The organism is Candidatus Woesearchaeota archaeon, assembly GCA_018303405.1.
Lineage (GTDB): Archaea > Nanobdellota > Nanobdellia > Woesearchaeales > JABMPP01 > JAGVYD01.
Window position 1 is genome coordinate 38,746 of sequence record JAGVYD010000010.1, and the last position, 26,965, is coordinate 65,710.

The following is a 26,965-nucleotide window of genomic DNA, read 5'->3' on the forward strand; positions in this document are numbered from 1 at the left end:
TCATCATGCCAAAACTTTTTTCCTTAGCTCCTCCTTGTTTGGGGTTCCTATGAATTCAAGCTTTCCATTAATTACGATGCCCGGAGCGGCCATTATTGGATATTTCTGAAGGATGCCTGGATTCCTGGTGACGTCAATAACTTCGTATTTTATGCCAAAATCATCCAGATATTTCTCGACCCTGAGGCAGCTGCTGCAGTTTGGCGTGACAAGTAGCTCAACTTTCATTTTAGCCACCATCGCCTTTACGTTCCTTTTTCCTGAGTTTGTTGAACAATGCAAACATCAATAAAATGACAACGCCGAATAATGCAATGTAAAAAACTATCCTGGCGAAGAGGTTCTGCAAAAGGGCAATAACAAAGTCTGTTGTCTTGGACATCATTATGTTGATGGCCAATTGGCTGGAAGATGGGCTCATTGCAAGCCCGTCTGTTGCAGCATAATAAAAAATCAGGCTTGCCATGATAAAAAATATCAGGCCGGACAGAAAATCAGTTAATGTCAATGCAATCTTTTTCCCAAACAGACTGTAGGAGACCTCTTTTTTGAAAACATTTATTTTTTCAATCATGCCTGTCTTGTCCACGAAGAATGACAGGGCAAACAAGGGAACCACCATCCCAAAAACATAAACAACAGAATAAATCCCTCCCAAAAGAGTTGAGCCCGGAAGCAGGGAAAGCGCCATTGCGCCTGCGAGAACAGGGGCGCAGCAAAGTGTTGCAAAGCCCGAGAAAATTCCCAAAAGGAAGACAGACCATGCGCCTGTGACCTTGAGCTGGTGTTTTGTCCGGAAAGGCAGTGAAAGGTGGAAACCTGACAATATTGAAATGCCGAGCAGGAACATCAGGCCGCCGGCTGCGAGATAAAGCTGGTTGTGGTAAGCCTTAAACAGCTGGCCAAAAAAGCCCATGCCCAGTCCAATAGGCAGAAAAACAGCAAGAAGCCCAAGGAAAAAGACTGAAGTCATGAGCATGACGGTCCTTTTCTGCCTGAAAATCGAGCCAAAATATGCAGGGAGCAGCACGCCAATGCAGCAGGGCGCAAACAATGCCGCTATTCCTGCAATAAAAGCAGTTATCAACGCTGCCAAAATTAGGATTTCCATGTTTTCGTTTTTCCCTTATGCTTTTTTATCATGCCGTGATTGCAGACACTTTCTGTGCCAGGAGATTGTTGTTTATCGCCATGTTCGGGTCATCATAGGCAAATGCAACATTTCCATTTTTGTCTATCACAAAATAGGAATGGCCAGGGTAGCTTCCTTTGTGCATGGATGACTCCATATTCAATACACCATATGCTTTTGACACTGCCCTGTTTGTGTCAAAAAGGATTGTGGCAGAGCCATATTTTGGCTGTGAAGCTATAATCCTGTCCCACTGCGACTTTGAGTCAACGACTACCGACAATGAAACAACCTCTCCATTGTTGAGCCTGCTGTCCTGTGCCAGCGCAATGATCTGGTCCCAGCATGCCGGATAGCACATTGAGCCTTCATTGAAGAAGAGAATGGCTGTCTTTCCCCTGAAATCGCTCAACTTAATGCTTGTGCCATCTCTCTTGGTTAGTGTGAAGTCGGGTGCTTGCTGTCCTACTGCACTCGCAAAAGTCAGTGGAATCAAAGCAGAATTGGAGTTGTCTTCGCTGGCACTATTCCCGGTTAATACGCTTCCGCCATGATGGCCCGGAGGGCAATCTGCCATGCCTCTATCCATATTTGTGCCATCTGTAGCATGATGGCTGGCCATATCATCGTTTGCGCTTAGGCTCTGGCCAGGATGCATTCTTGCCATCATCTGCTCGTAGCTTTCCTGCCCGTTGGTTTGCTGCGCATAAATTTCTTGGGTGGTCCTTCCGTCTATGCCACTGTCTTTTTTCCTTAAATTGCCCGTACTCAAAATAAAAGCTGTTCCGCTCAGAAGCAAGACAATTAAAATTGAGACTATCATTATTTTTTTGTTCATTCTTTGTCACCCTCATCTAATGTTTATGCCCTTCTTTGTCCTTGCCATGCCCCGACATCATGAAAATGTGTGAAAGCCCGCAAAGCGCAAAGAAAACCAGGCTAATCCATCCATTTGTTCCCCAGCCGGTATAATACCCCCCTGCCGCAATGAAGGCAATCGGAAGCAGGCATAACAGCACCATCCAGAACACGTGGCTTTTCCTTAGCCTTTGAAATAAGCGAGAGAGTCCATTGGCTTTTCCATATGAATTCGATGAGATGCCTTCAGAGCCTTCCACCACTTTCATTTTGTGCACCTTGTATTCCGGCCATAAATATCATGCATAGCATAATATTAGTTTAGCATCCTCCGACCATCTGCGCTCCAATTGGACTTCCCGGTGTTGAAAAACCTGAATCCTGGCCTGTGTCCTGCCCTGATGTCTGGCTTACAGAATTCCCGTATGCCGAACTGCCTCCGAAATCGGACAAGGCATCGTTGATTCTCCATAACTGAACAGCCTGGACAACCGACACAAGCATCAATGCCCCAAAAACAGCCAACACAATGTATTTTTGCAATGGATTTTCCATTTTAACAGCCTCCTACCATGCCAGAGCCATCTGCTGCTGCCTGCAAACCTTTTTCAATGCCCCTGTATTTGTTTGAGGCAAGGTTAATGTAATTCAATTCTATGCCTTTTTCAGAAAGCGCCTTTGCCTTTGCCGTCATCGGGCCTGGAAAAAACAGTGTTTTCCATTTGCCCATCTCTTCGAGTATCTGGTCATTTGTGTATTCATTACCATGTTCTGTGATGAGGTACTTTGCAAGGCCCCTCATAGCAAAGCTATGCGCGCAGCTGCATGCTGCCTGGCCATTCTGGAATATTACTGCCTGAGCCCCGCAGCAATATTCACAGCTGATATTCATTCCAATGTCAATATATCTTTCGAGATCATTACCTGAAAGTGTCAGGCTTCTGTCAAGCTCCCCTAGCTTTTTTATTGTGGCGTCTGCCTTTTGCGGATTTTGTGCAGAAACATCATCAAAGCTGACGCCAAGCTCAGCGCCATAAATTGCAGGAATTCCATGTGGCATTATATTATTTGTGTCTGAAATTGAACTACCAATTGAATTAAAAAGCAAGCTTCCCTGTGATTTAGACATCATCATGGAAAGATGGTCTTTATGCTGTATATTAGCCTGCACCAATTGGACCGTGTTTACAAGTGAGAAAATTAAGGTAATGATCATCATGTATGTCATGATTTTGCCAAGTCCAAATCCTGATTTTTTTTGTTTGTTCTCCATTTTATCCATCTTGCATATCATGATTAATGACAGCAGCTGTGGTTACTGTGAGCTGTGCCATTTTTCTCAGCCCCCTTTTTCTGCTCTTCAAATTTTTTAATGCAATCATTGGAGCAAAACCATTTGCCATGCATTTCCATGCCTGTTCCTTTTGTCTCTTTCATACCGCAAATCGGATCTTTTCTTCTCGATAATCCAAACATTTTTTTCACCTCAGCGGATCATGGTTATTTGCATTGCCCGAAAACCACGGCTCAAACCATGACTCTAAGCCGCCTTGCAGATTGCCCGCAAGGCAGCCTTATGGTATCGGGGGTTTTAAGTTAAATGAATATTTGGTGGAGTAATGTTGTTCATCTTCCTTGCCTTCACTTTTTTTATCACCAACAAAATCAAGTAAGAAAACGTCTTATTAATAGCTTATTAAGGACAAATAAGAGGCATCTTCCATAAAGCTTAAAAAGGGCATTTGGTGTTTTTTAAGCATGACAAATTTTATGATTGTGCCGCCCTGGTTTTTGGGGTATAACATAATACTTGAAGCCATATTTGCATTGGTCACGCTCATAGTCAGCAGGTATGCCTTCAAGATTCATAGACTGACTGAGCAAAGACAGCTCAGACTTTTTGGCACTGCGTTTCTGGCCATTTCTATATCTTATTTCATACAATCATTCCTGAATCTTGCAATACTTTCCAACCTCACAGAAAAAATATGCCACATGGTCAAGGCAGAAAATATAAATACGTTAAATTTAATTGGAATCTATACTTATGTCATTTTTTTCTCATTCGGATTGCTTATGTTGTTTTACATGACGCTCAAAATAAAGGATATCAGGATTTTCAGTTTTTTGCTGATTGTGGTGCTTTCCGCCATATTTGTGAGCATAAATGTCCTTTTTATGTTCTATCTCATCTCTTCAATAATCCTGCTCTCTGTCTGCCTGCATTACCTGAAAAATTACCTTGACAAAAAACAGCCAAAGACATTGCTCGTGCTGGTAGCTTTTGTGTTCCTGCTATTTGGCAGGGTGCACTTCATCTTTGCTCTTAATCATGGCACGTACTATGTCATTGGCCACATACTTGAATTTGGCGCTTATGGGCTGATATTAATCAATTTATTGAGGGTTTTAAGTAAAAATGAGCAAAAAACGAGATAGGCTTCAGATTATACATGACATTCTGAAGGCTATCGCCAGTAGGAATGGGAGGATCAAGCCAACCCACATACTTTATAGATCAAACATCTCACACCAGATGCTTGAAGATTACCTGAAAGAGATGATGGCAAAGGGATTTATCACAGAGCACGTGCTTGGGCAGGGGAAGACCTATTCTTTGGCACCGAAGGGATTTGAGTACCTGAACAAATACAAACTGATTATAGAGTTTACAGAGTCCTTCGGATTGAATGAAGATGATGAATAAGGCCGAGATGCTAACTAATCCTATACTCCCTGGGAATATTCAAGATGTGCACCCGACAATTGAATATGCCGCCGCCATCAAATAATTGAATCATTGACATGTCAGAAATCGACTTTGTACACTCTGAGCTTTACCAGGCAGTTCTTGACATAAATTTATAAACAATGGTTAACCACCGATATGGTAGACTTTGTCTCTTAAAGACAACGTCTTAAATAGGATACGGCAAGGTGAATAATCAACTGGGCCCAATCCTTAATGTAAAATTCGAAGATGACCAAAAAAAACTACCAGATAAAGGGCATGCATTGCCACGCCTGCGAGGTCCTCATAGAGAGGAACTTCAAGAAAATCGATGGCGTCGAGATAGTGGAAGCAGACTACACCACTGGCAGAGTAGAGTTGCAATACAACAAGGAGCCATCCCTGAAAAAACTGAACGACTCCATAAAGAAGCATGGGTATTCAATCTCCCCGGCATCCGAGAAGCGGCCGCTATACCAGGATGAAAAGCCAAATTATTTTGAGATTTTCATGTACCTGCTGGTTCTCATAGCTGTTTACGTCATCCTGCAGCCCTTTGGGCTCATCCCCGACCTTTCACTTACTGACAACATGGGCTACGGCTTCATTTTCATGCTTGGAATAGTCGCAGCATTCTCCACCTGCCTTGCCGTTTCCGGCGGCCTGCTGCTCGCCGTTGCTGCAAAATACAATGAAATGCACCCTGGCCTCAGCAGGTGGCAGAGGTTCAAGCCAAACATTTACTTCAATGTCGGGAGGATTCTCTCCTACACGATGTTCGGCTTTATCATTGGCGGCTTTGGCGCCGCCCTTACATTGTCGCCGCGCGGAAGCGGGATACTGACAATTATTGTGAGTATAGTCATGCTCTTGCTTGGTTTCCAGCTTCTCAACCTGTTTCCTGGCCTGAGGAAATTTCAGCCCAAGATGCCAAAATTCCTTGGCCACAGGGTGCATGATCTTACATCAATGGAAAGCAATACTGCGCCTTTCCTGCTCGGCGCTGGGACTTTTTTCCTTCCCTGCGGATTTACAATGGCGCTTCAGCTTTATGTGCTGACCAAGGGAAGCGCATATGTCGGGGCAATGACAATGCTCGTGTTTTCCCTGGGAACCATGCCCACGTTGGCATCATTGGGCGCAATCACCAGCTATGTCAAGGGCGAATTTCAGAAAGGCTTTCTCAAGCTGGCAGGGGTCGCGGTGATTCTCATGGCACTTTTCAACATTGTCGGCGGCATTTCGCTTGTTGGCCTGGAAGCTGGCATTTTTTCCCCTGCGGGAAATTTCCTGTCCACACCCGGAAGCTGGAAGGCGGCCGAGCTTGGCAAGGTTGCACTTGGCTCGCAGGGCGGCAATGCCCAGCTGCAATTAGCGCCATTGGTGGACGGCAAGCAAGTTGCCAGGATGAAAGTCGATGGGCTGGAATACGAGCCGGCCAATTTCAGGGTCAGGCAGGGAGTTCCGGTTGAATGGCAGATTGATGCCTCTGATGCATCCGGCTGTGCGCATGTTTTGATCATGCCCAAAATGAAGATTTCCACCTATTTATCCGGCGACAAGATGAACATCATAACCTTTACCCCTGCAGAAGCTGGCAATTATCCATTCAGCTGCAGCATGGGGATGACCACCAGGGGCGCATCATTCGAGGTTGTTTCGAACACACAAGAGCTCAAAGCGGCTTCATGAGCGGGGGAAAATAAAATGAAAAAAACCCACCTTAAGATCAAGGGCACACACTGCATTGCGTGCAAGACACTTATAGAGGAAGTGTGCTCAGAAATGAGCGGGATAAAATCATGCAAAGTGGATTTCAGGACAGGAGAGGCAATTATTGAGCATGACGAGAAAATGGATTTGGCAGGCCTGAAAAAGGAAATTGAGTCTCTTGGCGAATACAAAGTTATGTGAGCCCGGGCAAGAAGTAACTCTGAATGGTTCATCTCACCATGTGGAAACCTTTTTAAACATGTTTCTGGTTTAATTCTGCATGGGGGACGCAAGCTATTTGGCCATATTCCTGTTCTTTTTGTATACTTGGGGAATCGGCTTTGCCGTGTCGTCAATAGGAAAAAAAATTGAGAATTTCTGGGAAAGGAACATCATGCGCATTGGCTTTGGCCTGGCAGCATTGCCTTTGATAACAATAATCCTGAGCCTTTTGCATATTCCTGTGGATTGGAGGCTCATCCTATTTTTGAGCTTGGCCTGTCCGGCCTATCAGCTTTTCGCACATTTTAGCGGCAAGAATAAAATGCAGGCTGGGTGGCCATCTAAACTCAAGCTTACAAAGTCCGGCTTGTTTGTAATCCTTGTCCTCTTGATGTTCATATTTACGTTGTTTATGTATGTCAAAGGCGCGCACGTCTATCCATATTTCGAGGATGATGACCCATGGAGCCATGCTGTTGGGGTAGCCTATGTGGCTGAAGAAAAAACTGTTTTCAATCCTGACAGGGGCACGAGCTACCTTGACCCGTACCCTCCTGGCTATGATGCAATCCTTGGAATCCTCAAGCAGACATCGCACCACATGATGTGGACTGTCAAATTTTTTAACGCGCTTATGATTTCCCTGGGCATTTTTTTCATTTACTATTTCGCCAAGAAACTAATCTCAAATTCAACGCTTGCCCTTTTTGCAACAGTCATCTACACATTTCTTCCCAGCACACTTAGCCATTTCATCTGGGCGCACTCATTGGTTCCTGGCTTTTTTATGGTTATTTTCTATGCAGCCGAGCATATAAAAGATGACCCAAAATACATTTACATAACCTCGCTTGTTATGTCAGGCGTTTTCTTCAGCTCATTTGACCAGTCGATAAAGCTGGCCCTGTTTTTCATACCCTACCTGCTCTTGACGTATTTCATGGACAGGAAAGCCGCAGTAAGGCTGTTCTATTCAGGCGCTATTGGCCTCGGGCTGATGATGTTGTGGATATTTCCTCTATTGCTCCGCTATGGCTCGCCCTCTGGGCTGTTTGCATCGCTCTTTGGCCCCAACGCTGCAATTTCAGCTAGGGGAATTGCAGGCAGCGCAGACAGGAGCTATAGCTTCGACGACATTGTCAATGCCAAAATGACAAATATGATTAACAGCCCAATAGGGATTGGACTTGTCATTTCTGCATTGGTGATAGCAGGGCTCACATTCTGCCTTTTTCATTTGCTTGCCGGAAAGGCTAAACCCGGATCAAAGGACAAGAATCTTCTCCATTCCATAATCCTGTCCTGGCTTTTAATGGCATTTTTTGGCTTGTATGGCATTCCCATGCGACTAATCCCGTTCAGGTGGTGGATGCTCCTGGCAATTCCAGTTTCAATTTTGGCAGCCTACGGCCTGCTTTTTGTCCTGGAGCTGCTCAACAACATCAGCAAAAGCAAGGCATTCAGCTACTTGGTGGTAATAGCCATTATTGTAGGGGTATGGTTCACATCAGGCATACAAAAATACACCGTCAATACAGCAGTATGGCCCCCTGGAGCGTTCTGGAGCTCCAATGAGGAAATCCAGGGATATCTTTGGGTTGATGCAAACGTACCTGACGGGGCCAGGGTTTTCCCGTTGGAGAATCGGGGCATTATAGTTGCATTTGATAAGTACACTTGCGCATGGTGCCCGGATGAGAATGCTATCCGTAGGGGGATTGTCAATACATCAGTGGATGATATTTATAAACTTTTAAAGGAACGCAATTATGAATATGCACTGTTCGAAGGCCAGATTGCCAAGAAATATGGGGGAGAGGCAGCGCAGGCAAAATTAGCAGAGTTTGCAGATTCGGGCCTGTTTGAGCCCATATTCCAGAATCCTGGGCTAATTGTCTTTCGGATAAAATAGGAATGGACCAGCCTGGCAGCCAGGGGTAACTGACAATGACGAATTATGCCAAAAAAGCTTTCCGCAACATTGCTATTGTTTATACTTTCTCGTTATTTGCAGCTGCGCTTGGATATCTTGTGAGAATATATTTTGCCAGAAATCTTGCCACAGACGAATTCGGGCTTTTCTATGCTATTGTTGCATTCCTTGGCCTTTTCAGCATGTTCAAGAGCATGGGGTTTGACAGGGCCCTGATATATTTCATCCCAAAGTTTATCGCAGAGTCATCCTACCAGAAGATTAAGGATTCAGTTATTTACTCAGGAACCGTGCTACTTGTGACAAATGGCGTTTTTCTCACGCTTATTTTCGCTTTCAGGAATTTTCTCGCAGAGCATTTCTTCAACAACAGCCAGGCGACATATGTACTGATGATACTGGCTGTTAGTTTTTTCATAGACCATTTTGTAGTTCTTGTGAAATACACAGCGCAGGGCCTGCAGAGAATGGGCATTTTTTCAGGAATTGACCTTGTGAGAATGATCCTGATTGCCATAGCAAGCTTTGTGGCCCTGAGCCTGGGCCATGGCCTACTGGGAATTTCCATTGCATATGTGGCCGCACACCTAATACTATTTGCAATATTCTATCCAATAATTTTCAGGAAAAAGCTCAACCTGCTGGCTGAAAATCAATTTTCCTGGAACAAGGCATTGCTGAATGAACTTTTTTCATTTGGCAAGCACATGATTCTCCTCTATCTTGGAGGCATCCTCATTGGCTATTCTGATACTCTGATGCTTACCTATTTCAGATCTTTGGAAGAAGTCGGGGTCTATAGCGCGGTGTATCCCTTTATGATAATGCTGTGGTATTTTCCGTCCTCAATAGCAAATGTTTTTTTGCCCATTACGTCCGAGCTTTGGAACAAGAAACTGATAGGGCCTTTACAAAAAGGCATGAAACTTTTGTATCGGTACACATTGATAATAATACTCCCTGCAAGTTCCTTGCTGTTTGTCTTTGCAAAAGATATTCTGCTCATTTTTTATGGTGCCGATTATGTTGTGGGCAGCCCGGCCCTGAAGATTCTTGCAATAGCCATCATTTTTTACAGTGTACACCTGATTAACAGCAGTGTTTTTACAGGCATTGGCAGTCCTCAGACTCATACCCGAATTGTCATTGCGGGCGGGCTTCTCAATATAGTTCTGAATTACTTTTTAATCCCTGTTTATGGCATTGTTGGGGCTGCAATCGGCACAGCTGTCGCTTATTTTGTCATGAATTCTGTCGGCATAATTCTATTGAAGAAAAGAAACCTTATGACTCCGCCTTATTGGGAATGGTTCAAAACATTACTATTGACGTTGTTGTTTCTTGGAGTAACTTCTTACCTTAACTGGAATATTACCCTTGGGCTGTTCATTAAAATCCCCTTGATTTTAGTGGTCTCAGGATCTGCATATGTCCTCTTTTTGTTCCTGTTGAAATTGGTCTCAGTGAATGAGGTAAAAGATCTCATAAGCAGAATAACCAGCAGGGGCAAAAGCGACAAGAACTAAACAATGTGTACTGCCAAACAGCCACACTTTCTGAACCAACAGAGCCTGTCAAACAAAACAAATATTTATTCAACAACTATTTATTCAGAATCCTTTTTTACTTTTTTTCAATCGTGGGCAAGTATCCCACTATCTCTTCGTAAAGTGGATATAGCTCTTTGTAAACTTCCACCACTGTTTTGCCGGTTCTTTCTTTGAACAACTCTTTGATTACATCCCCTTTGTCAACCTTATCAGTCATTTTGTGCATTGCCACGGAAATCTTTCTCTCATTGTCGCGCAGAAGTCGTTCAATAGGATTTGCCCCTGGGTATTTCCATAAACAAGGATGAATATTCACGCATTTGAAATTATCCAATATATTCTTCCTGATTATTTTCTTGCCATGGCAGCACAGGAAGATTTCTCCGCCCGTTTTTTTAAGTTCTTCATGAAAATTTGAGTTGTCTAGTGATGCAAGACCAAATATTGGCAAATCTAGGCTTTTTGCAGCAATCTCAATAGTTTCGTCCTGAGGAATAACAGCCACAATCTCATATCCCCTGGCCAGGCAACTCATCAATGCCGTCCATCCAGCTTGCCTCCCTCCGTAAAATATGATTTTCATATAACAATCCCTTCTCTATGAATTGTTCTAAATATTTTAAATAACCTTCTCTTTTATGTTGTGAAACCCCACCCTTTAGGTTGATTTATTTGGGAGTGGGTCATTTGTACTGCCTCGCTTTATTACACTATTAGCTTTTATTAATGTATTGTCATCTATATGTACACCATGTTTTATAAAAGCCTTGCTTCCGATAAGACAATTATTCCCTATGTAGATGTTACCACAAACATAGGATTTATATTTAGGATGATAATTTTTTGTATACATGTAAACATAGTGGCTTATCCTAACGTTTTCACCAATCCGTATGACAAAGCCCTGTGTAGAATGTAAGATACATTCCTCACCCAGATAAGTGTTTTTGCCTATAATAATTTTTCCTTCACCTAATAGTTTTATGTTGTCACCATTGAATCTTACACTTGGGTCTATTTCATATTTTTCCATATATTCCTCATACTTTGATTTATAATAATGCATTTTCAATAGTCCATATATTTTGGCAAATAAGTTCATTGTTAATCACCTTTTTCCTGCTAGAATTTTTCCTTAACACACATTTTTGTGATAGGCTGATTTGACAAAATTTTTATGGATGCTGTTTTTCCGATCAATGCCTCAAAATATTTGGGTTGAAGTCCCTTTTTCATCTTGCCTTTCCTTAACACAATCAGGTTTTCCATGCTGAATTTCTTTCCCTTGCTTATATTTTTCTTGGCAAACACATACTCTCTGGCAAAATCATATAACTCTTTTTCCTCTTTCAAAATAACCTTCCTGTCATCTCCCAATGTTTTTTCCAAGTCCCTGATTCCCTTTACCATCTGTTTGAGCTCATGGGGGAGAATAGCAAACCCATGATCCGGGCCCGGCAGCGAGTTATCTGTTGTATAGTGTTTTTCAACAAGGTTGGCTCCGAGAGCAACCGCTCCAAGAGGGGGGATTAAATGATCTCTAGCATGGTCGGAGAGTCCGACCGGCAATCCAAATATTTTTTTTAAAGTGGGTATCACTTTCAAGTTTATGGTTTCAATAGGCGCCGGGTATTTGGCAGTGCATTGCATGAGGCATATCTGAACATCCCTTTTGTTCCTGATGACATGCAGAGCCCTTTTTATCTCGCCAATTGTGGAGGCTCCTGTAGATAATATTATTGGCTTGCCTTTGCTTGCAATATATCTCAGCAAAGGCTCATGTGTTATGCTGTAAGAAGCAATTTTATAAGAACTTATCCCCCTTCTCTCCAGCTCATCCACTGCCTCTTCATCAAACGGGCTGCACATGAAAATTATGCCTTTTGCAATGCAATATTTTTTTAATTTTGGCAGCCATTCATAAGGCAATTCCATCTCCCGTATTATGTCATATATCGATTTCTTCTTTCCGATATAATCTGCGGTGCCAGCTTTCTTGACATATAACTTATTTGCCCTGTACAATTGAAATTTGACAGCATCTGCTTTTGCCTCAACGGCAATATCAATCAATCTCAAGGCCTGTTTGAAATTCACTTTTGGATCTCTGGAAATTCTAAAGTTCGCCCCGGCTTCAGCTATTACAAAGCAAGGTTGCCCATCGCCTATTTGCCTATTTTCTATTTTTACCAATTTGTTTTTCGGCATTTTTCCAATCCCTCCATGTATCAATATCAATCAATGCTCCTGGTTCCATTATTATAAATTGCACATTTTTATCATCTACTAATTTATTTTTATTCATGATGACATTGTATTTTGAGAAATAAATAGCTCCATTCTCCTTATACAATGGCTTGTAAAGCTGCCTATTGACCCTTTTCTTTGGATAAAATGGAATATACTCCCTGGATTTTTTATCATGTACCCAGTATCTGCCATAATCTTCCTCAACACTTACAACGCTGTTGCAATTATCTTTTTTCAGCAATTTTATTGCCTCAATTACTGCATCTCTGCGCAATAACGGATTTGTAGGGTAGAGCAGCAATATGATGTCTGTTTTGTAGCCTTCTTTTTTCTCCAGATGCTTAACAGCGTGCTGAAGCACCGGGAGCGTAGGTGTACTATCCTTAGCTAATTGCTTGGGCCTTATAAATGGAGTTTCAGCGCCATATATGTTTGCAATTTTTGCTATCTCTTCGGAATCTGTGGATACAATAACCCTATCGATGGCTGAAATAGATTTTGCCAATTCTATGGGATAGGCTATTAGGGGCTTGTTAGAAAGCATCTTGATATTTTTTTTGGGTATGCTCTTGCTGCCTCCTCTTGCAGGTATAATGGCCACAACGCCCGCTTTCCTGCTTTTTGTGCTTTTTTTATTTCTTTTCAAAGAAATCACCTATTACCTTAATAACGCTGTTTTGCTCGTCGTCTGTCAATCCAGGATACATGGGAATTGAGATTATTCTTTCGTAAAAAGATTCCGCATTCTTGCAAAGCCCTCTCTTGTACCCCCTCTTCTCATAGCATCCGTGCCAATATACAGGTATGTAGTGCACCTGGCAGTGTATGCCATTCTTCTTCAGGTGGTTAAACAAGCTTAATCTAGTTTCTTTGTCCTTAACTTTGATCACAAAGAGATGGTAAGAATTGAGCTGTCCGGGATTTTCCGTGATTAATTCTATATTTTTGTTGCCTTTAAATGCCGCCTGGTATTTTGCAGCGATTTCTCGCCGCCTTTTAATAAACCCGTCAACCTTTATCAGCTGGCTCATTCCAAGCGCGCACTGGAAATCTGTAATCCTGTAATTATACCCAAATTCAGGAATCTCATAAAACCACGGGCCTTCATTTTTGCTAATCATTTTTTCTGGGTTTTTTATCATTCCATGGTTCCTGAGGCGCAAAAGCCTATCGTACAGCTCTTTTGAATTTGTAGTTATCATGCCGCCTTCGCCAGTAGTTATAAGTTTGACAGGGTGAAAGCTGAAAACAGCCATATCAGAATACTTACAGTCCCCTATCCTTGAATCTAAGTATCTGGCTCCAAGTGCGTGACAGGCATCTTCAATGATGATGAGTTTGTGCTTGTTTGCAATTTTCTTGATATCGGACATGTTGCATGGCAAGCCCATATAATGAACAGGAATAATTGCCTTTGTCTTTTCTGTGATTTTCATCCCCAATTTGGCTGGGTCAATGAGCCCCTGCCCATCAATGTCGCAGAAAACTGGTTTCCCCCCGCAGAAAAGCGCGCAGCCGGCTGACGCTGTAAAAGTCATTGGCGAAGTAATCAGCTCTGTCCCTTCCTTGATGCCCGCTACAAGAGCTGCGAGATGCAGCCCGCTTGTGCCGGTGCTCACGGCAACAGCATATTTTGCTCCAACATAATCAGAGAACTTTTTTTCAAATTCTGCAACTTTGGGCCCGTCCGTAATTATGTTTGATTTTAGCACTTCCACTACCTCTTTAATGTCCTCTTCAGATATACTCTGCCTTGCATACGGTATGCTCATTATAACCCCCTTAACCGCTATCTCTCGCCAGGTAAGCCCCTCTCTAATATTCAACAGGCATGGTCTATAGACAATTGTAATAATCAGCGAGCAGAACTTTAAGCCTATCCTTGCCCATGATTTGTTGTTGAGATGAATAGCCCTTGAACTTATCAGCATTTAACTTCTTTCCTGTTTTCAGATAGCCTGGCATGCTGGCTTCTGCGCTGTATTTTGCTATTTCTGAGGTCAGGATGAAATAATTGTCAAACTCATATGTCCTCCTCACTTCTGAATCATTAAGCATGTACTCGTGTATCTTCTCTCCCGGCCTCACTCCAATTATTTTCACATCACTATTGCTTTTTTGCCTTTCTTGGAGAATTTCAATCAGGTCAACAATCTTGAATGCAGGAAGCTTGGGTATGAAGACCTCTCCTCCAACGCAGTTTTTAATCGCCGTCAGGATTAGTTCCACAGCCTGGTCCGGCGTAATAAAGAATCTTGTCATCTCGGGATGGGTAAGCGGAATAGTTTTCTTGTTTTTGATTTTCTCTTCGAAAAATGGTATAACTGAGCCTGTGCTCTCGACAACATTGCCGTACCTAACACAAGTTAAAGCTGTTTTGGCGCTTCCTTTATTATAATTGCTCTCAATGAAAATCCTCTCACTGACAAATTTGCATGCACCATAGGTGTTTATTGGTGAACATGCTTTGTCCGTAGATACAAATACTGCCTTCTCAACTTCATTGTTCAGGCATGCCTTGACAAAATTCATGGCGCCCAGGATATTTGTTTTTATTGACTCTTCAACATTATATTCCAGCAGGTCAAGCCTTTTTAGGGCAGCAGCATGAATGGCAATATCAACACCATGCATGGCCTTGTTAATCCTTTCCAGGTCTCTGACATCCCCCAGCAGGTGCCTAATCTTTTCTGCTCCTGGGTAGTTGGCGAACTCCTCTTGCATCAGATGGTGTTTCACTTCATCCCTGCTGAAAATCCTTATGCTGTGCGGATTGAATTTCAAGATAGCCTTGGTCAATGATTTTCCCAAAAATCCGGTTCCACCAGTAATCAGAACAACTTTATTCTCAAAAAACCGCTTATAATCAGAGCTCATTATGCACTCGATTCATTGAGGGTCGTTTTTAAAGCTTTCGCTTAGTCTTGCGATTGCAAGACTTTTTCATGGGAGCCGATTGGAGCAATAGATTTATTAACGTCTCCTCCCTCTCCATTGGATACGCACTGCCAGTTGCTGCAGGTATAAATGGTGTAAAAAATGAAGTTGGGAGTTAAGATCTGGTCTGACAATTTCGATTCATTTCAGGCCATACAAAAACTCAATTCTGGGAAATTAGTGGATTATGCAGAGATTTATGTAATTCCCGGGACTTTTGATGCAAATAAACTTCAAGCCATCAGAAATGTCCCAGTTATTTTTCACGCTCCACACACCTCTCACGGATTCAACATAGTGGGCCGGGATAAGTCATTCTCAAATGCTGTCCAAACCATTAAGCAGTTTGCTGATTATTTTGGGGAAAAAAGGGTCATTGTCCACCCCGGGGTTAGTTTTGACATTGTCTCCACTCCGGAACAGAATATTTCAGGATACAAAATATTGGAAGATGCAGGCATAAAACTGATTATAGAGAACATGCCGAGAATTGGCATCGACGGCAAATCCATTTTGTTTGGATCAACGCCTTCAGAATTAAAATTGCTGCTCAGCGCCGTCAAGTCCGATCTCTGCGTTGACATTGGTCATGCAATCTGCGCTGCCAATTATTACAAAAAAGACCCCCTCAGCTTCATTGATGAATTTCTTGGACTGAATCCATTTATGTTCCACTTCTGCGACGGGGATTATGCTTCTGTGACAGATGTTCACAAATCTTTGGGGGAGGGGAACTTCCCTTTGACAAAAATTCTTACAAAGCTAACCTCAAGAAAGGATAAAAAGGAACTTATAATCTCTTTGGAAACTCCTAAAAAAGGGGATCTTAGGGGGCTTTCCGAAGATTTAAAAAATATTGCAAGGCTTAGGGGCATACTGGACCCCGCAAAATTAAAATAGTTCCATGGGAATGATGCGATATGCCAGAAGCAAAGAAAATACCTGTGTGCATTCTCGTCCATGATATGGCCGGGCTCGACACTCTCAATAGGATGGTTCAGGATGGCAAAATAAAAATCCAATCATCCAAAATAATCTTTTGGGATGCAAGCTTACTGAACAGTTTCAACAATCTTGGATTCAATCCCGGCATCAAGGTCGAACATATTGAAAAATATGTCAAAAAAACTGATTTTGCAGCAATGCGGCATAAAATAATTGACTTAATCAAGATCTTTCCACACAAGAAAATACTGCAGGATAAGTCATTCATCGAGCTCACTGAATTCAACGGATATTCGATGTGGTGGTTCATTCGGCAGGGCTTCTATGCGCACATGGTAGTTTCTCTCAAGGAATTTTCCGTGTTGGAGACAGTTGTTCGCAATCTGAAAATGAAGAAGATGCTCTTGCTTACAGGGAGCGTGACTTTTCTGGGGTTGGCATCCAATGTTGCTAAAAAATACAATATTCAACTGGATGGCAAGCTGAGTGAGGACGCAAACCATGCAGCAGGAAAAAGCGCAGGCATGTTTGGCAATATTGGGCCAGGCATATCAAATGCCTCGGCCCGGCTTATCAGGATAATCCAGGGTTTTATAAGATTCAATTTCATAAAGAGGGAAACTGGAAAAAAGAATTTTTTGGTGTTCACTCAGGCCCATGTGTGGACTAACCTGGGTGCAGGGCTTCGGGGGGATATCAATTCATATACTATTCTAAGAAAAATTATGTCTAATAAAAATTATAGGGCTGTTGTCCTTGACTACGCTACTAATACTGGTTCGGCCTGGCAGGCAATCAGGGAAAAGAAGTATCCTTTTTTGCCAGTTGAGTATTTTATCTTCTCCAGTTATTTCGACCGAAGAATCCAGTCGAAAATTTCTGCCTATCAGGATAAATTGAGGCAGGTATGGCCTGGGCTGGAGAACAGCCAGCCATTGCGTAAATCACTGAAATATGGTTATCTTGATCTTTTTTCAATTTTAAAACCGCAGATAAGCAAATATTTTACTTCCAATTTTGACTCCCTGTCCAGTGCAGCTAGGAATCTCGCAATAATGGATAAGATAATAAGCGAAAACAAGATTGACTGCACGATTTGCTCTGATGAAAATGGCACCTCCAGGTCAATTGTATTTGCCTCACATATGAATGGCGTTCCTTCAATAGGGATTCAGCATGGCATTATCCATAAGTTTCACATCTCCTATAACTATGGCAATTCCGATGTCCATTCTACGAAATCCAATGGCAATGCCATAAAAAAAAGAAATAATTGCATATTGCCAACGAAGACAGCAGTCTACGGAAGGCATTTCAGGGATCTGCTTTTGAAGCTGGGAAATTATTCCCCTGATATGGTTGAAGTTACTGGCCAGCCTCGCACTGATCTGATATTTGAAAATAAAAGGAATTACTCCAGGCCAAAACTATTCAAACAGCTTGGGTTGGACCAAAATAGAAAATTGGTGGTGTATGCCGCTCAGCCTCATAAGGATGAAACCGAGTCAATAGTCGCATTGACTGAATTGGTGCAATGCATCAGGAAAATGAAGGATGTACAGATGCTGATAAAGCTCCATCCCAATGACAACTGGAATTTCTATGAAAAAATATTGGCAGATTTGGACTATACTTGCGCAATCATCCGGGAAATTGACCTTTATGAGCTTTTCAGCGCTGCTGATTTGCTTATTTCAATAAATTCAACGGTGATGCTTGAGTCCCTCCTAATGGATGTTCCAGTAATCCAGTTAAACCTGAGGGAGCAATTTGATTTCTTGTCAGAACTGAAGGGCAAAGCTTTTAAACAGGTGACCGATAAATCAACTCTGCATAGCAGCATACGGGAATACCTGTTTGACAAGAATTCCATGCAGAAACTTTCCAAAATGAGGAGGGAATATCTATCGCGATATTTCTTGCCCGTAGATGGTAAAGCTTCATCTCGTTTTATGAATATTGTCAACGGAGTGATAAAATGAAAACTGAACAAATTGAGAACTGGGGCGGGTCCTTTGGGAAGGAATACACCGACCGCAATAAATTTCTGAACCAATCTATGGATGAATTTTATCTTAAGGAATTCGGCACCACCAGAAAAGAAATGAACGCAGAGTTTCTTGGCAATTTGGATAAGTCCGCGAGAATCTTGGAAATTGGCTGCAATTCTGGAAATCAGCTGATTGAGCTGCAGAAGGCAGGTTTCTCAAATCTTACAGGAGTTGATGTAAATGAATATGCGATTGACGTGGCAGCCAAGGCGCTTCCGAAGGCCAAAATACTAAAGGCCAATATATTTGAATTGCCATTTGAGGACAATTCGTTTGACCTGGTTTTTACCTCAGGTGTTTTAATCCACATCAGCCCAAAAGACATAGGTGCTGCGATGAAGGAAATCCATAGGGTGGCTGGCAGATATATCTGGGGGTTTGAATACTTTAACGAAGAATATTTTGAAATTAATTACCGTGGCATCAGCGATTTGCTTTGGAAGGCTGACTTTGTCAAGGAATACCTAAAAAATGTAGCGGATTTGAAGGTTGTTAAGCGTAGGAAATTTAAATTTCTATACAACGATAACGTAAACGAGATGTTTTTGCTGGAGAAGCCAGGGAAATCCTGAGTGACTCTGTCACTGCGAAAGACAATTGTCAGACTGTGGAAATATCAATCACACAACAATATTAATAACGTTTTCCAATCCCCGGAGGTTTCAAATGCAATATCACATCTCGGCAATCCTGCCAACTTACAACGAGAAGGAAAATATCGGCAAGCTGATCAGCCAGATCAAGAAATATGCCGGCGTGCATCTTTATGAAATTATTGTTGTGGATGACAACAGCCCTGACAGGACTTGGGAGATTGTCACCTCACTGGCAAAAAAAGACAGGCGCATCCGCCTCATAAGGAGAATCAGGGTGCGCGGCCTGCCATCGGCAATCTGGGCAGGGATAAAAGCAGCCCGCGGAAATGTTGTCATGTGGATGGATTGCGACTTGTCGCACCCTCCTTCAATCATACCTGAAATGATAAGGAATCTTGGCAACTATGATGTCATCAGCGCATCCCGTTATGTCAAGGGGGGCAAGGACAGCCGAAACCTCGGGAGGGTTGTTGCCAGCAGGATGGTGGACATTGCAGCTTCAGTAATTCTCAGCCTCGATGTCAAGGACATCACCTCAGGTTTTTACATGGCTAAAAAAAAGGTTTTCAGCAAGGTAACACTAAAGCAGGATGGCTATGCCGAATACTGCATTCGATTCTCCCATGACGCAATCAGGCAGGGCTATAAATGGAAGGAAGTCCCTTACACTTTCACGGACAGGCAGGCAGGAAAATCAAAATCTTTCGGAAACATTTTGAATTTTGTAAAGAACGGCCAGCTTTGCCTTAATGAGATCATCAGGCTGAAATTTTCAAAATAAGCTCCTTAAGAATCAATTGTTAAATCAGTTATTTTAATTATTGCCCAATCATAATTACTATTCGACTGCTTTCTTTATTGTCTTGCAAATGTATTCTATCTGCTCATCAGTCAGGTTGGTGGAAGACGGCAGGTACAGCCCTTTCCTTTCAAGTTCCTCAGTGACTGGGAATTTCCCATCTTTCACCAGGAAAGGCGGCTGCTTGTGCATGCCCACAAAAAAATACCTTGTGTCTATCCCGTGCTCGAACAAGTACTTCTTGACTTCATCCCTTGTCCTCTTTGATCCGTCTTCAATTAGGATGCCATACATCCAGTAGACATTCTTAACATCCTTGTCCTCATATGGCCTTGTGACATTCCTAACGCCTTCCAGTCCCTCATTATACCTGCGTGCCATGTCCCTTTTCTGTTCGATTATCTTTTCCACCCTTTCAGCCTGGGCAAGCCCAATTGCTGCCTGCACATTTGTCATGGGATACTTGAACCCAATCTCTTCGTGGAAATACCGTCTCTCCTTGTCAAAGCAGAAATCCTTGAGCCACATGCTCCTTTCAGCAAGCTTGTCGTCATTTGTAACAACCATGCCTCCTTCGCCTGTTGTCACAATCTTGTTTGAGTAGAAGCTGAATGCGCTTATGTCACCGAAAGTTCCCGCTTTTTTTCCCTTGTACAGGGCGCCATGCGCCTCTGCAGCATCCTCGATCAGGTAAAGGCCGTGCTTGTCCGCGATTTCCTTTATCTCATCCATATAGCAGGGGTGGCCGTAAATATGGATGGCCATTATTGCCTTTGTGCGCCTGGTGATTTTGCTTTCAATCTGGCCGGCATCCATTGTCCAGGATTTTGGCTCAGCGTCGACAAAAACAGGCCTTGCGCCAGTATAATCAACAGCCAGCGCCGGGGCGATCATTGTAAAGCTCGGCATTATCACTTCATCGCCCTTGCCGATTTTCAGGGCAGCCACTGCAACATGAAGCGCAGCAGTCCCGCTTGTGACAGCAATGCCATGCTTTAAGCCGCAGAATGCTGCGAATTTTTCCTCGAATCTTTTGACATAGCTCCCGGTGGATGAGATCCAGCCTGTGTCCAGGCAGTCCATTACATATTTTTTCTCATTCCCGTCCAGCACAGGCTCATGCACTGGTATGATTCTTTTCATGTCAATCACGCAATTTTCACCCTGAACGTGTCATATTCATAGCCATTGTTTATCCGTGGCACATCTGTCAGTATGAGCATCTTGGATTTTTTTACGGTTTCTATTGTATGTATCGTGTAAGGTGGAAGCTTTATTATTTCTCCCTCATTAAGCTGCACAACCTTGACCTTTGCCTTTCCATCCTTCGCGTCCCTCAGGTAAATCCTGATTTTCCCGGAAATGACATATGTCCACTGGGTTGCCTTTTTGTGGTAATGGTTTCCCCTGCTGGAGCCTGGCCTGGAATCTATTATCCCAACATGCCTTATTGTCTCATCAAGAATGTCAAAAATTGCGCCCCTTCTGTCCCTGAACGCCGGCTTAATGCCCTTCAGGCTGTCCATCACTTTTTTCATGCTTTGCTTTGCCATTTTTCCTTTCCACCTTTTTTGTTTGTAACCAATCAGACGACTTTCGGCGCCGGTATCGGGATGATGAATTTCCCGCCGTTTTTCCTGAATTCTTCCATGTTTTTTATTATTTCCGGAGCAAAATTCCATGCCAATAGCAGGGCATAGCCTGGCCTGTCCCTTATTATGCTTGCATCATCCTTTACTTCAATGTGCGTTCCAGGCGTGTACAATCCAATCTTCGTCTCAGCCTTTTCTGTAACATAATCAAGGTAGTCAGTCCCAATCTTGCAGTAGTTCAGCAGTGTGTTGCCTTTTGCAGGCGCGCTCAGGCCAACAATCCTTTTGCCTTGTTTCTTTATGCTTCTCAAAAGGTCAATCAGGTCCTCCTTCTGCTTTTGCACATCCCTGCTGAATTTTTCCAGGCGCTTAAGGTCATACACTTTTTTGTCATCTTCAAGATTGACGAGCTCATCCACAGCCTTCTGGATCTTGTGCTTTCCTTTTTTGCATACAAAGACCCTTATGCTCCCGCCGTGTATTCCTGTGCGCTCAACATCAAAAAGCTCCATTTTGAATTTCCTGAAGAACTTCACCAGAGGCTTGATTGAGATATAGCTGAGGTGCTCATGGTAAATTGTGTCATACTCGAGGTTATCCAGCAAATCCACAAGGTAAGGCAGCTCAAAGACAAAAATGCCATCGTCTTCCAGGATTTTGCTTACAGCATCCATCATGTCATCAAGGTCGTCAATGTGAGCAAAGACATTTGTGCCTGTTATGACGCTGGCCCTGCCCTTTTCCTTCAGCACTTTTGTCGCAATATTGCCGTTAAAATATTCAGGCCAGGTTTCTATGCCTCTCTTGTTTGCCATTTCAACAATATTGTCAGCCGGGTCGATTCCCAAGACCCTCAGGCCGTTGCTCTTGAATCCCTCAAGCAAAACCCCTATGTTGCTGCCAACATCAATTGCCAGCTTGTCCCTGCCAATGCCATATTTTTTGCAGATGCTTGTTGCCATGCCGTGGAAATGCTCTCTGCCTGTCTTTGTCACAGATGAAAGGTATGGGTAATTCTTCCGGTAAAGCTCGTCAGGCGGAACAACATGGTCCAGCTGGAAAAGCCCGCATTCCCTGCAAACGCAGACCCTCAAGGGGTATTGCTTTTCAGGCTCATTGAGCTGTTCCCTTGTTATGAATCCATCTGCCAAAGCAGTGAACCCCAAATCAAGAAACATGTGCAGCTTATTGCTCCTGCACATTCTGCAGTTTTTCTTTTGCATAATGTATCACGCAGAAGTTGACAACATGACCTTATAAAGCTTTTTAATATGCATTGACCCTTTTGTCCGTCATAATTCTTCCTCTCCTAATTTGGAAAGCTATTTAAATCAGAGTCCATCCTGCAGGCACGATGAATAACCGCCAAAAAGTCGCGCTGATTACCGGCGTAACCGGCCAGGATGGCTCGTATCTTGCAGAATTTCTTCTGAAGAAAGGGTATTTGGTGCATGGCATCTGCAGGCGCTCAAGCAGCTTCAACAGGCAAAGGCTGACCTCTTTTTATGACTTCAATGAGCGCGACCAAAACATGATACTCCATTACGGGGATATGACTGACTCATCTTCCATACTCAAAATCCTCAGCGAGACAAAGCCGGATGAAATTTACCATCTTGCAGCGCAAAGCCATGTCAAGATCTCCTTTGAGGTTCCTGAATACACTGCCAATGCCGACGCACTTGGCACTTTGAGGACATTGGAGGCCATAAGGATACTTGGCATGACCGGGAAAACAAGGTTTTACAATGCCTCGACAAGCGAGCTTTACGGCAAGGCTGTTGAAACCCCACAGAGCGAAAAGACACCTTTCTATCCAAGGAGCCCATATGGCATAGCCAAGCTTTATTCGCACTGGATTACAATCAATTTCAGGGAAGCATACGACATGTACGCCTGCAACGGCATTCTTTTCAACCATGAGTCAGAAAGAAGGGGGGAAAATTTCGTTTCCAAGAAAATCACCCAGCAGGTGGCCAAGATAAAGCTGGGGCTTGACACTACCCTTGAATTGGGCAATCTGGACGCAAGAAGGGACTGGGGTTATGCAAAGGAGTATGTTGAGGCCATCTGGATGATGCTGCAGCAAAAGGAGCCTGAGGATTTTGTGATTGCAACAGGCGAAAACCACACTGTAAGAGAATTTGTCGAAGAGGCATTCTCCTATGCCGGGATCAAGATCAAATGGGAAGGGAAAGGCGTCAATGAAAAGGGAATCAATGCTGCAACTGGAAAAACCATTGTAAAAGTCAATCCTCGCTATTTCAGGCCGGCAGAAGTCGACGCTTTATTGGGCGACTCTTCAAAAGCCAGGAAAAAGCTTGGCTGGCAGCCTAAGACCACCTTCAAGGACCTCGTTAAAATCATGGTGGATTTTGACATCAAGAAATTCAGGCAGGGAATGAAGGAATGATTTTTTGCGATTTCAGCATACTTTCTTAAATGTTGAGACAACATTATTCCCTCATTTTTTCATGGCTTCTTTGCTATCACAAATATGCTGACGCCAAATGGCAGGCTAAACAGCCTCATCGCAACGCTTTCGAGCCAGAGAACCGAGAAAAGGACTGCGCTCACAGCAGGATTGGACTTGTCAATGTTTGTCTTGACCGGCCTGTTCTTATTCAAAACATTGTCCAGTTTCCTGTAGGCAAACACCAATGGATACAGTATCATGTTGAAATAGCTCGCCTTGACAACGCTGAACCCTGCCTTTCTGAGCCTTGATGACATTTTTCCGACAGTATACCTCTCCCTTGCATGCGCTGCAATGTCATGCCTGCTCCAAAGCTTCATGTCTGCTGAATCAGTGAGTATGAGGTGGCCGCCTGGCTTCATTATCCTGTAAATTTCTTTCATTGCATTGACATCATTCTTGATTTCTTTGTGGTAAAGCACATCAAAAATGCTCACCAGGTCAAAGCTGTTTGACTTGAATGGCAATTTCATCAGGTCGCCCTGCACCAGTCTCTTGAGGTTTCTTTTCTGGCAGAAATGAAGGGCCTCAGCAACAATGTCTATGCCTGATGTTGCTCCATATTTTTCAAATTCCTTTATCATTATCCCTGTTCCGCAGCCAAGGTCCAGGATGGAATATTTTTTCCCTATCAATTTTCCGCCAAGCAATTTGTCGACCTGTGAAAACACTATCTTCCTTTTGCCTCTGAACCACCAGTGGTCTTTCTCTGTTTCGTACATCACTTCATATTCCCTTAGTTCCATTTTGCCTCACAGCCCCCTAGCGCCTCTTGATATGGTACAAATCAATGTCATAAAATCTTATTCTTTCGCCGAGCTCAAACCTCTCTTCCACTTTTTTCCTGATTGTGCCTTCAGGGTCTCCGTATTGCCAGAATGACAGCGCCAGCCATCCTGAATCAGCAGCCTGCAAAATCTCCCCGGCCTGGCCAGCGTCCTTAACGCCAAAAATATGCGGGTTATCACCATTGTAATATTCCAGAGTCACAGCCCCTGAATAGAGGCTTACCAGAATCGGCTCTTTGTCCGCAGCATTCTCTTGCAGGTATTGCGAAACTTCCCTCCATTGCTGCCTGTTCGGCCCGTTGTAGTAATCGATAACAACGGGAAGGCTGAGCACAATGAGCAACAGCAGCATCCAGCTCATGCCATATTTTCCAGGCAAATTCATTTTGCTATTGCTGATGCCTTTTGCCACAAGAATTAGGAAAACGGGCAAGCAGTAGATGAGGTAATTGAAGGGCCCAAAAATTGGGATTGGAGTCAGGTAAGACAAAAGCAGGGAAAATAGCACTGGAAAAGCAAAGCACAATGCGCTGAACACAATTGCCTCATTCTGCCTCGCCCAATCACCCAGCAATTTTGCATTCATATTTTTCCTGGATGATTTTGAATCCCTGAACAGGCAAGCAATCCCTGATTCCCCGCTGATTATGGCAGAGCCAACAGCAAAATATGACACTGCCAGCGCACCAAACAGGCCAATGAATGCCAACAATGGCCAGAATCCAATGCCAGCATAATCCCCGGAGGAAAGGCTTTCCCTAACAGCATCGGTTGGCTGTATCCATCCAACAAATTTTACAAAAAACCTGGCAATTGTGCCAACTGAAGGCTTACCCCTCCAATCCTCCGCGTTGCCTTCCCTGAATGTCCGCACGACGAGCGGAAGTGATAAAATGAATATCAAAAGCAGCGCAACACCCGCATTTCGTGCAAGCCCTTTTTTCCAGCTGAATATCTCTGTAATGATTTCCCTGATTTTCTTCTGCCTTATCCAAATAAGGTGCAGGGCAAGGTAGGCGCATTCAAATATCACCAGAATCTCAAAAAGGAAATGGGTGTAGAGCCCAAGGAGTGCAAAGGCCACAAACCATGCCCAATAATATCCTGTGTTTTTCTGCAGTGCCATGTAAAAGAAATAAATCGAGCTGATTCCAAAAAACAGGACCAGCGAATAAGGCCTGGCTTCCTGCGCATAATAGATTGCAGACACATTGATGGCCATCAGGAATGCTGCAATATTCGCAATTTTCCTGCCGAACAATTCCCTGGCAAGCAAAAAAGTCGGTATCAGGGCAAGAATGCCATAAATCGCTGAGTAAGACCTGAGGCCCGCTTCAGAGACCCCGAAAATCCGCGTCCAATAATAAAGGGTTGGATGGTAAACAGGCAGGTCTGAAATCCCAGGGTATAGCCCGGGCAGGGTCTGGCCGTACAGGTAAATATTCTTTAGCGTTTCCATGCCTGTATACAGCTTCATGGTCATGGCAGACGCGCCTTCATCAATCCATAAGCTTTCCTGGCCAATGGCATAAAACCTAAGGAATATCGCCAGGCATAGTATCAGCATAAGAAATGCAGGCCATTTGCCAACCTTTGGTTCTGTCATCTTATTTCCCATAAAACCTCTGCAAATCCATATCCCCCTGGATTGCAGTTCAACATAATAACAAACTTTTTAAATATTTCCCAATGCATAAATGGGTGTGTGAGGAGGGCTAAAATGTCAAATCCCAAAATACATCCAACAGCTGAAGTTTCTGCAAATGCAAAAATTGGCGAAAATACAATGATTTGGCATCGTTCGCAGGTCAGGGAAGACGCAGTCATAGGTGAAAATTGCATCCTTGGCCAGAATGTATACATAGATTTTGGAGTCCATATAGGCAACAATGTCAAAATCCAGAATAATGTGTCAGTTTATCACGGTGTCACAATAGAAGATGGCGTGTTTGTCGGGCCGCATGTCTGCTTCACAAATGACATGTATCCTCGAGCGATAAATCCTGATGGAAGCCTTAAGACCGCGACTGACTGGACTGTATCCAAAACAGTTGTCAAGAAGGGTGCATCTATAGGCGCAAACAGCACAATCCTGCCAGTGACAATTGGCGAGCATGCAATGATAGCTGCAGGAAGCGTTGTTACCAAGGACGTTCCGCCTTATTCCCTGGTGATGGGAGTTCCTGCCCAGGTTGTGGATTTTGTGTGCAAATGCGGCACCAGGCATATAAAAGTCGAGGACGGCAAGACCCACAAGATCCTTGTGTGTGAAACATGCAGCCATAAGATGGAAATTGCGCGCGAGGATTATGAAAAAATCAGGTCCCATGCGAAAAAGCAAAAACGGGATGAGTGAAAAGCATTTAGGCTGAGATATCAGCAGAGGTATTGG

30 protein-coding genes are annotated in these 26,965 nt (G+C 43.4%); 12 read left to right on the plus strand and 18 right to left on the minus strand.

What is annotated here, in order from left to right; genetic code table 11:
* Positions 1-3: 3 nt before the first annotated feature.
* Genes J4227_03425 through J4227_03455 form a run of 7 tightly spaced genes read right to left on the minus strand, consistent with a single transcriptional unit; the run spans position 4 to position 3,466 of the window.
* The gene (locus J4227_03425; protein ID MBS3109552.1) at positions 4-228 is read right to left on the minus strand and encodes a thioredoxin family protein; all 225 of its coding nucleotides are present in this window, start codon (positions 226-228) and stop codon (positions 4-6) included.
* Between the two features lies 1 nt (position 229).
* Complete coding sequence (locus J4227_03430) at positions 230-1,111, minus strand: hypothetical protein (protein ID MBS3109553.1); 882 nt, start codon at positions 1,109-1,111, stop codon at positions 230-232.
* Between the two features lie 28 nt (positions 1,112-1,139).
* A complete protein-coding gene (locus tag J4227_03435) occupies positions 1,140-1,970 on the minus strand; it encodes a redoxin domain-containing protein (protein ID MBS3109554.1) in 831 nt (276 codons plus the stop codon).
* A 16-nt stretch (positions 1,971-1,986) separates the two neighbouring features.
* Entirely contained in the window at positions 1,987-2,259 is a 273-nt protein-coding gene (locus J4227_03440; GenBank protein MBS3109555.1) for a DUF2933 domain-containing protein, read from the minus strand.
* A 52-nt stretch (positions 2,260-2,311) separates the two neighbouring features.
* A complete protein-coding gene (locus J4227_03445) occupies positions 2,312-2,545 on the minus strand; it encodes a hypothetical protein (protein ID MBS3109556.1) in 234 nt (77 codons plus the stop codon).
* Between the two features lies 1 nt (position 2,546).
* Positions 2,547-3,263 carry a hypothetical protein gene (locus tag J4227_03450; protein ID MBS3109557.1) on the minus strand — a complete coding sequence of 239 codons (717 nt, stop codon included), beginning with the start codon at positions 3,261-3,263 and terminating at the stop codon, positions 2,547-2,549.
* A 23-nt stretch (positions 3,264-3,286) separates the two neighbouring features.
* Positions 3,287-3,466: a YHS domain-containing protein gene (locus J4227_03455; protein MBS3109558.1), complete on the minus strand. Its 180-nt coding sequence runs from the start codon at positions 3,464-3,466 to the stop codon at positions 3,287-3,289.
* Positions 3,467-3,748: 282 nt separating this feature from the next.
* On the opposite strand from J4227_03455, the gene J4227_03460 reads away from it, so the two are divergent.
* From J4227_03460 to J4227_03485, 6 genes are all read left to right on the plus strand, one after another.
* On the plus strand, positions 3,749-4,429 hold the full coding sequence (locus J4227_03460) for a hypothetical protein (GenBank protein ID MBS3109559.1): 681 nt from the start codon (positions 3,749-3,751) through the stop codon (positions 4,427-4,429).
* A complete protein-coding gene (locus J4227_03465; GenBank protein MBS3109560.1) occupies positions 4,410-4,697 on the plus strand; it encodes a hypothetical protein in 288 nt (95 codons plus the stop codon). The genes J4227_03460 and J4227_03465 overlap by 20 nt, the downstream gene beginning before the upstream one ends.
* Positions 4,698-4,970: 273 nt before the next feature.
* Positions 4,971-6,413, plus strand: coding sequence for a sulfite exporter TauE/SafE family protein (locus J4227_03470; protein MBS3109561.1), 1,443 nt, complete (start codon positions 4,971-4,973; stop codon positions 6,411-6,413).
* A gap of 15 nt (positions 6,414-6,428) precedes the next feature.
* Complete coding sequence (locus tag J4227_03475; protein ID MBS3109562.1) at positions 6,429-6,635, plus strand: heavy-metal-associated domain-containing protein; 207 nt, start codon at positions 6,429-6,431, stop codon at positions 6,633-6,635.
* Positions 6,636-6,714: 79 nt separating this feature from the next.
* Positions 6,715-8,568: a hypothetical protein gene (locus J4227_03480; GenBank protein ID MBS3109563.1), complete on the plus strand. Its 1,854-nt coding sequence runs from the start codon at positions 6,715-6,717 to the stop codon at positions 8,566-8,568.
* Positions 8,569-8,603: 35 nt separating this feature from the next.
* Complete coding sequence (locus J4227_03485; GenBank protein MBS3109564.1) at positions 8,604-10,115, plus strand: flippase; 1,512 nt, start codon at positions 8,604-8,606, stop codon at positions 10,113-10,115.
* A 97-nt stretch (positions 10,116-10,212) separates the two neighbouring features.
* Here the strand turns inward: J4227_03485 and J4227_03490 are convergent, their stop codons facing one another.
* From J4227_03490 to J4227_03515, 6 genes are all read right to left on the minus strand, one after another.
* The gene (locus J4227_03490; GenBank protein ID MBS3109565.1) at positions 10,213-10,722 is read right to left on the minus strand and encodes a hypothetical protein; all 510 of its coding nucleotides are present in this window, start codon (positions 10,720-10,722) and stop codon (positions 10,213-10,215) included.
* 75 nt (positions 10,723-10,797) lie between these two features.
* Complete coding sequence (locus J4227_03495; GenBank protein ID MBS3109566.1) at positions 10,798-11,241, minus strand: hypothetical protein; 444 nt, start codon at positions 11,239-11,241, stop codon at positions 10,798-10,800.
* Between the two features lie 20 nt (positions 11,242-11,261).
* Positions 11,262-12,236, minus strand: a complete 975-nt coding sequence (locus J4227_03500) for an N-acetylneuraminate synthase family protein (GenBank protein MBS3109567.1) — start codon at positions 12,234-12,236, stop codon at positions 11,262-11,264.
* Between the two features lie 76 nt (positions 12,237-12,312).
* Complete coding sequence (locus J4227_03505; GenBank protein MBS3109568.1) at positions 12,313-13,035, minus strand: acylneuraminate cytidylyltransferase family protein; 723 nt, start codon at positions 13,033-13,035, stop codon at positions 12,313-12,315.
* Positions 13,022-14,161, minus strand: a complete 1,140-nt coding sequence (pseC, locus tag J4227_03510; protein ID MBS3109569.1) for a UDP-4-amino-4,6-dideoxy-N-acetyl-beta-L-altrosamine transaminase — start codon at positions 14,159-14,161, stop codon at positions 13,022-13,024. The genes J4227_03505 and pseC overlap by 14 nt, the downstream gene beginning before the upstream one ends.
* Positions 14,162-14,225: 64 nt before the next feature.
* Positions 14,226-15,266: an SDR family NAD(P)-dependent oxidoreductase gene (locus J4227_03515; GenBank protein ID MBS3109570.1), complete on the minus strand. Its 1,041-nt coding sequence runs from the start codon at positions 15,264-15,266 to the stop codon at positions 14,226-14,228.
* A 240-nt stretch (positions 15,267-15,506) separates the two neighbouring features.
* Here J4227_03515 and J4227_03520 point away from each other — a divergent pair, with 240 nt between their 5' ends.
* The 4 genes from J4227_03520 (at position 15,507) to J4227_03535 (ending at position 19,699) form a co-directional block, all read left to right on the plus strand.
* Positions 15,507-16,226, plus strand: a complete 720-nt coding sequence (locus tag J4227_03520) for a TIM barrel protein (GenBank protein ID MBS3109571.1) — start codon at positions 15,507-15,509, stop codon at positions 16,224-16,226.
* 20 nt (positions 16,227-16,246) lie between these two features.
* A complete protein-coding gene (locus tag J4227_03525) occupies positions 16,247-18,253 on the plus strand; it encodes a CDP-glycerol glycerophosphotransferase family protein (GenBank protein ID MBS3109572.1) in 2,007 nt (668 codons plus the stop codon).
* On the plus strand, positions 18,250-18,894 hold the full coding sequence (locus J4227_03530) for a methyltransferase domain-containing protein (protein ID MBS3109573.1): 645 nt from the start codon (positions 18,250-18,252) through the stop codon (positions 18,892-18,894). Before J4227_03525 ends, J4227_03530 begins: the two co-directional genes overlap by 4 nt.
* 94 nt (positions 18,895-18,988) lie before the next feature.
* Positions 18,989-19,699, plus strand: coding sequence for a polyprenol monophosphomannose synthase (locus J4227_03535; GenBank protein MBS3109574.1), 711 nt, complete (start codon positions 18,989-18,991; stop codon positions 19,697-19,699).
* Between the two features lie 57 nt (positions 19,700-19,756).
* Here J4227_03535 and J4227_03540 read toward each other — a convergent pair whose 3' ends face one another.
* The 3 genes from J4227_03540 to J4227_03550 are packed head-to-tail and all read right to left on the minus strand — an operon-like array spanning position 19,757 to position 22,532.
* Positions 19,757-20,860 (minus strand): DegT/DnrJ/EryC1/StrS family aminotransferase, encoded by a 1,104-nt coding sequence (locus J4227_03540; protein ID MBS3109575.1) that lies wholly within the window; start codon positions 20,858-20,860, stop codon positions 19,757-19,759.
* Positions 20,861-20,865: 5 nt separating this feature from the next.
* The gene (locus J4227_03545; protein ID MBS3109576.1) at positions 20,866-21,270 is read right to left on the minus strand and encodes a cupin domain-containing protein; all 405 of its coding nucleotides are present in this window, start codon (positions 21,268-21,270) and stop codon (positions 20,866-20,868) included.
* Between the two features lie 32 nt (positions 21,271-21,302).
* Positions 21,303-22,532: a class I SAM-dependent methyltransferase gene (locus J4227_03550; GenBank protein ID MBS3109577.1), complete on the minus strand. Its 1,230-nt coding sequence runs from the start codon at positions 22,530-22,532 to the stop codon at positions 21,303-21,305.
* 131 nt (positions 22,533-22,663) lie between these two features.
* Here J4227_03550 and gmd point away from each other — a divergent pair, with 131 nt between their 5' ends.
* Positions 22,664-23,722, plus strand: a complete 1,059-nt coding sequence (gene gmd / locus J4227_03555; protein ID MBS3109578.1) for a GDP-mannose 4,6-dehydratase — start codon at positions 22,664-22,666, stop codon at positions 23,720-23,722.
* Positions 23,723-23,781: 59 nt separating this feature from the next.
* Here the strand turns inward: gmd and J4227_03560 are convergent, their stop codons facing one another.
* Together J4227_03560 and J4227_03565 are read right to left on the minus strand one after the other, a co-directional pair.
* Positions 23,782-24,531 carry a class I SAM-dependent methyltransferase gene (locus J4227_03560; protein MBS3109579.1) on the minus strand — a complete coding sequence of 250 codons (750 nt, stop codon included), beginning with the start codon at positions 24,529-24,531 and terminating at the stop codon, positions 23,782-23,784.
* A 16-nt stretch (positions 24,532-24,547) separates the two neighbouring features.
* Positions 24,548-26,179, minus strand: a complete 1,632-nt coding sequence (locus J4227_03565; GenBank protein ID MBS3109580.1) for a glycosyltransferase family 39 protein — start codon at positions 26,177-26,179, stop codon at positions 24,548-24,550.
* Between the two features lie 114 nt (positions 26,180-26,293).
* Between J4227_03565 and J4227_03570 the strand changes: the two genes are divergently transcribed.
* Complete coding sequence (locus tag J4227_03570; protein MBS3109581.1) at positions 26,294-26,929, plus strand: N-acetyltransferase; 636 nt, start codon at positions 26,294-26,296, stop codon at positions 26,927-26,929.
* The last annotated feature ends 36 nt before the right edge of the window (positions 26,930-26,965 follow it).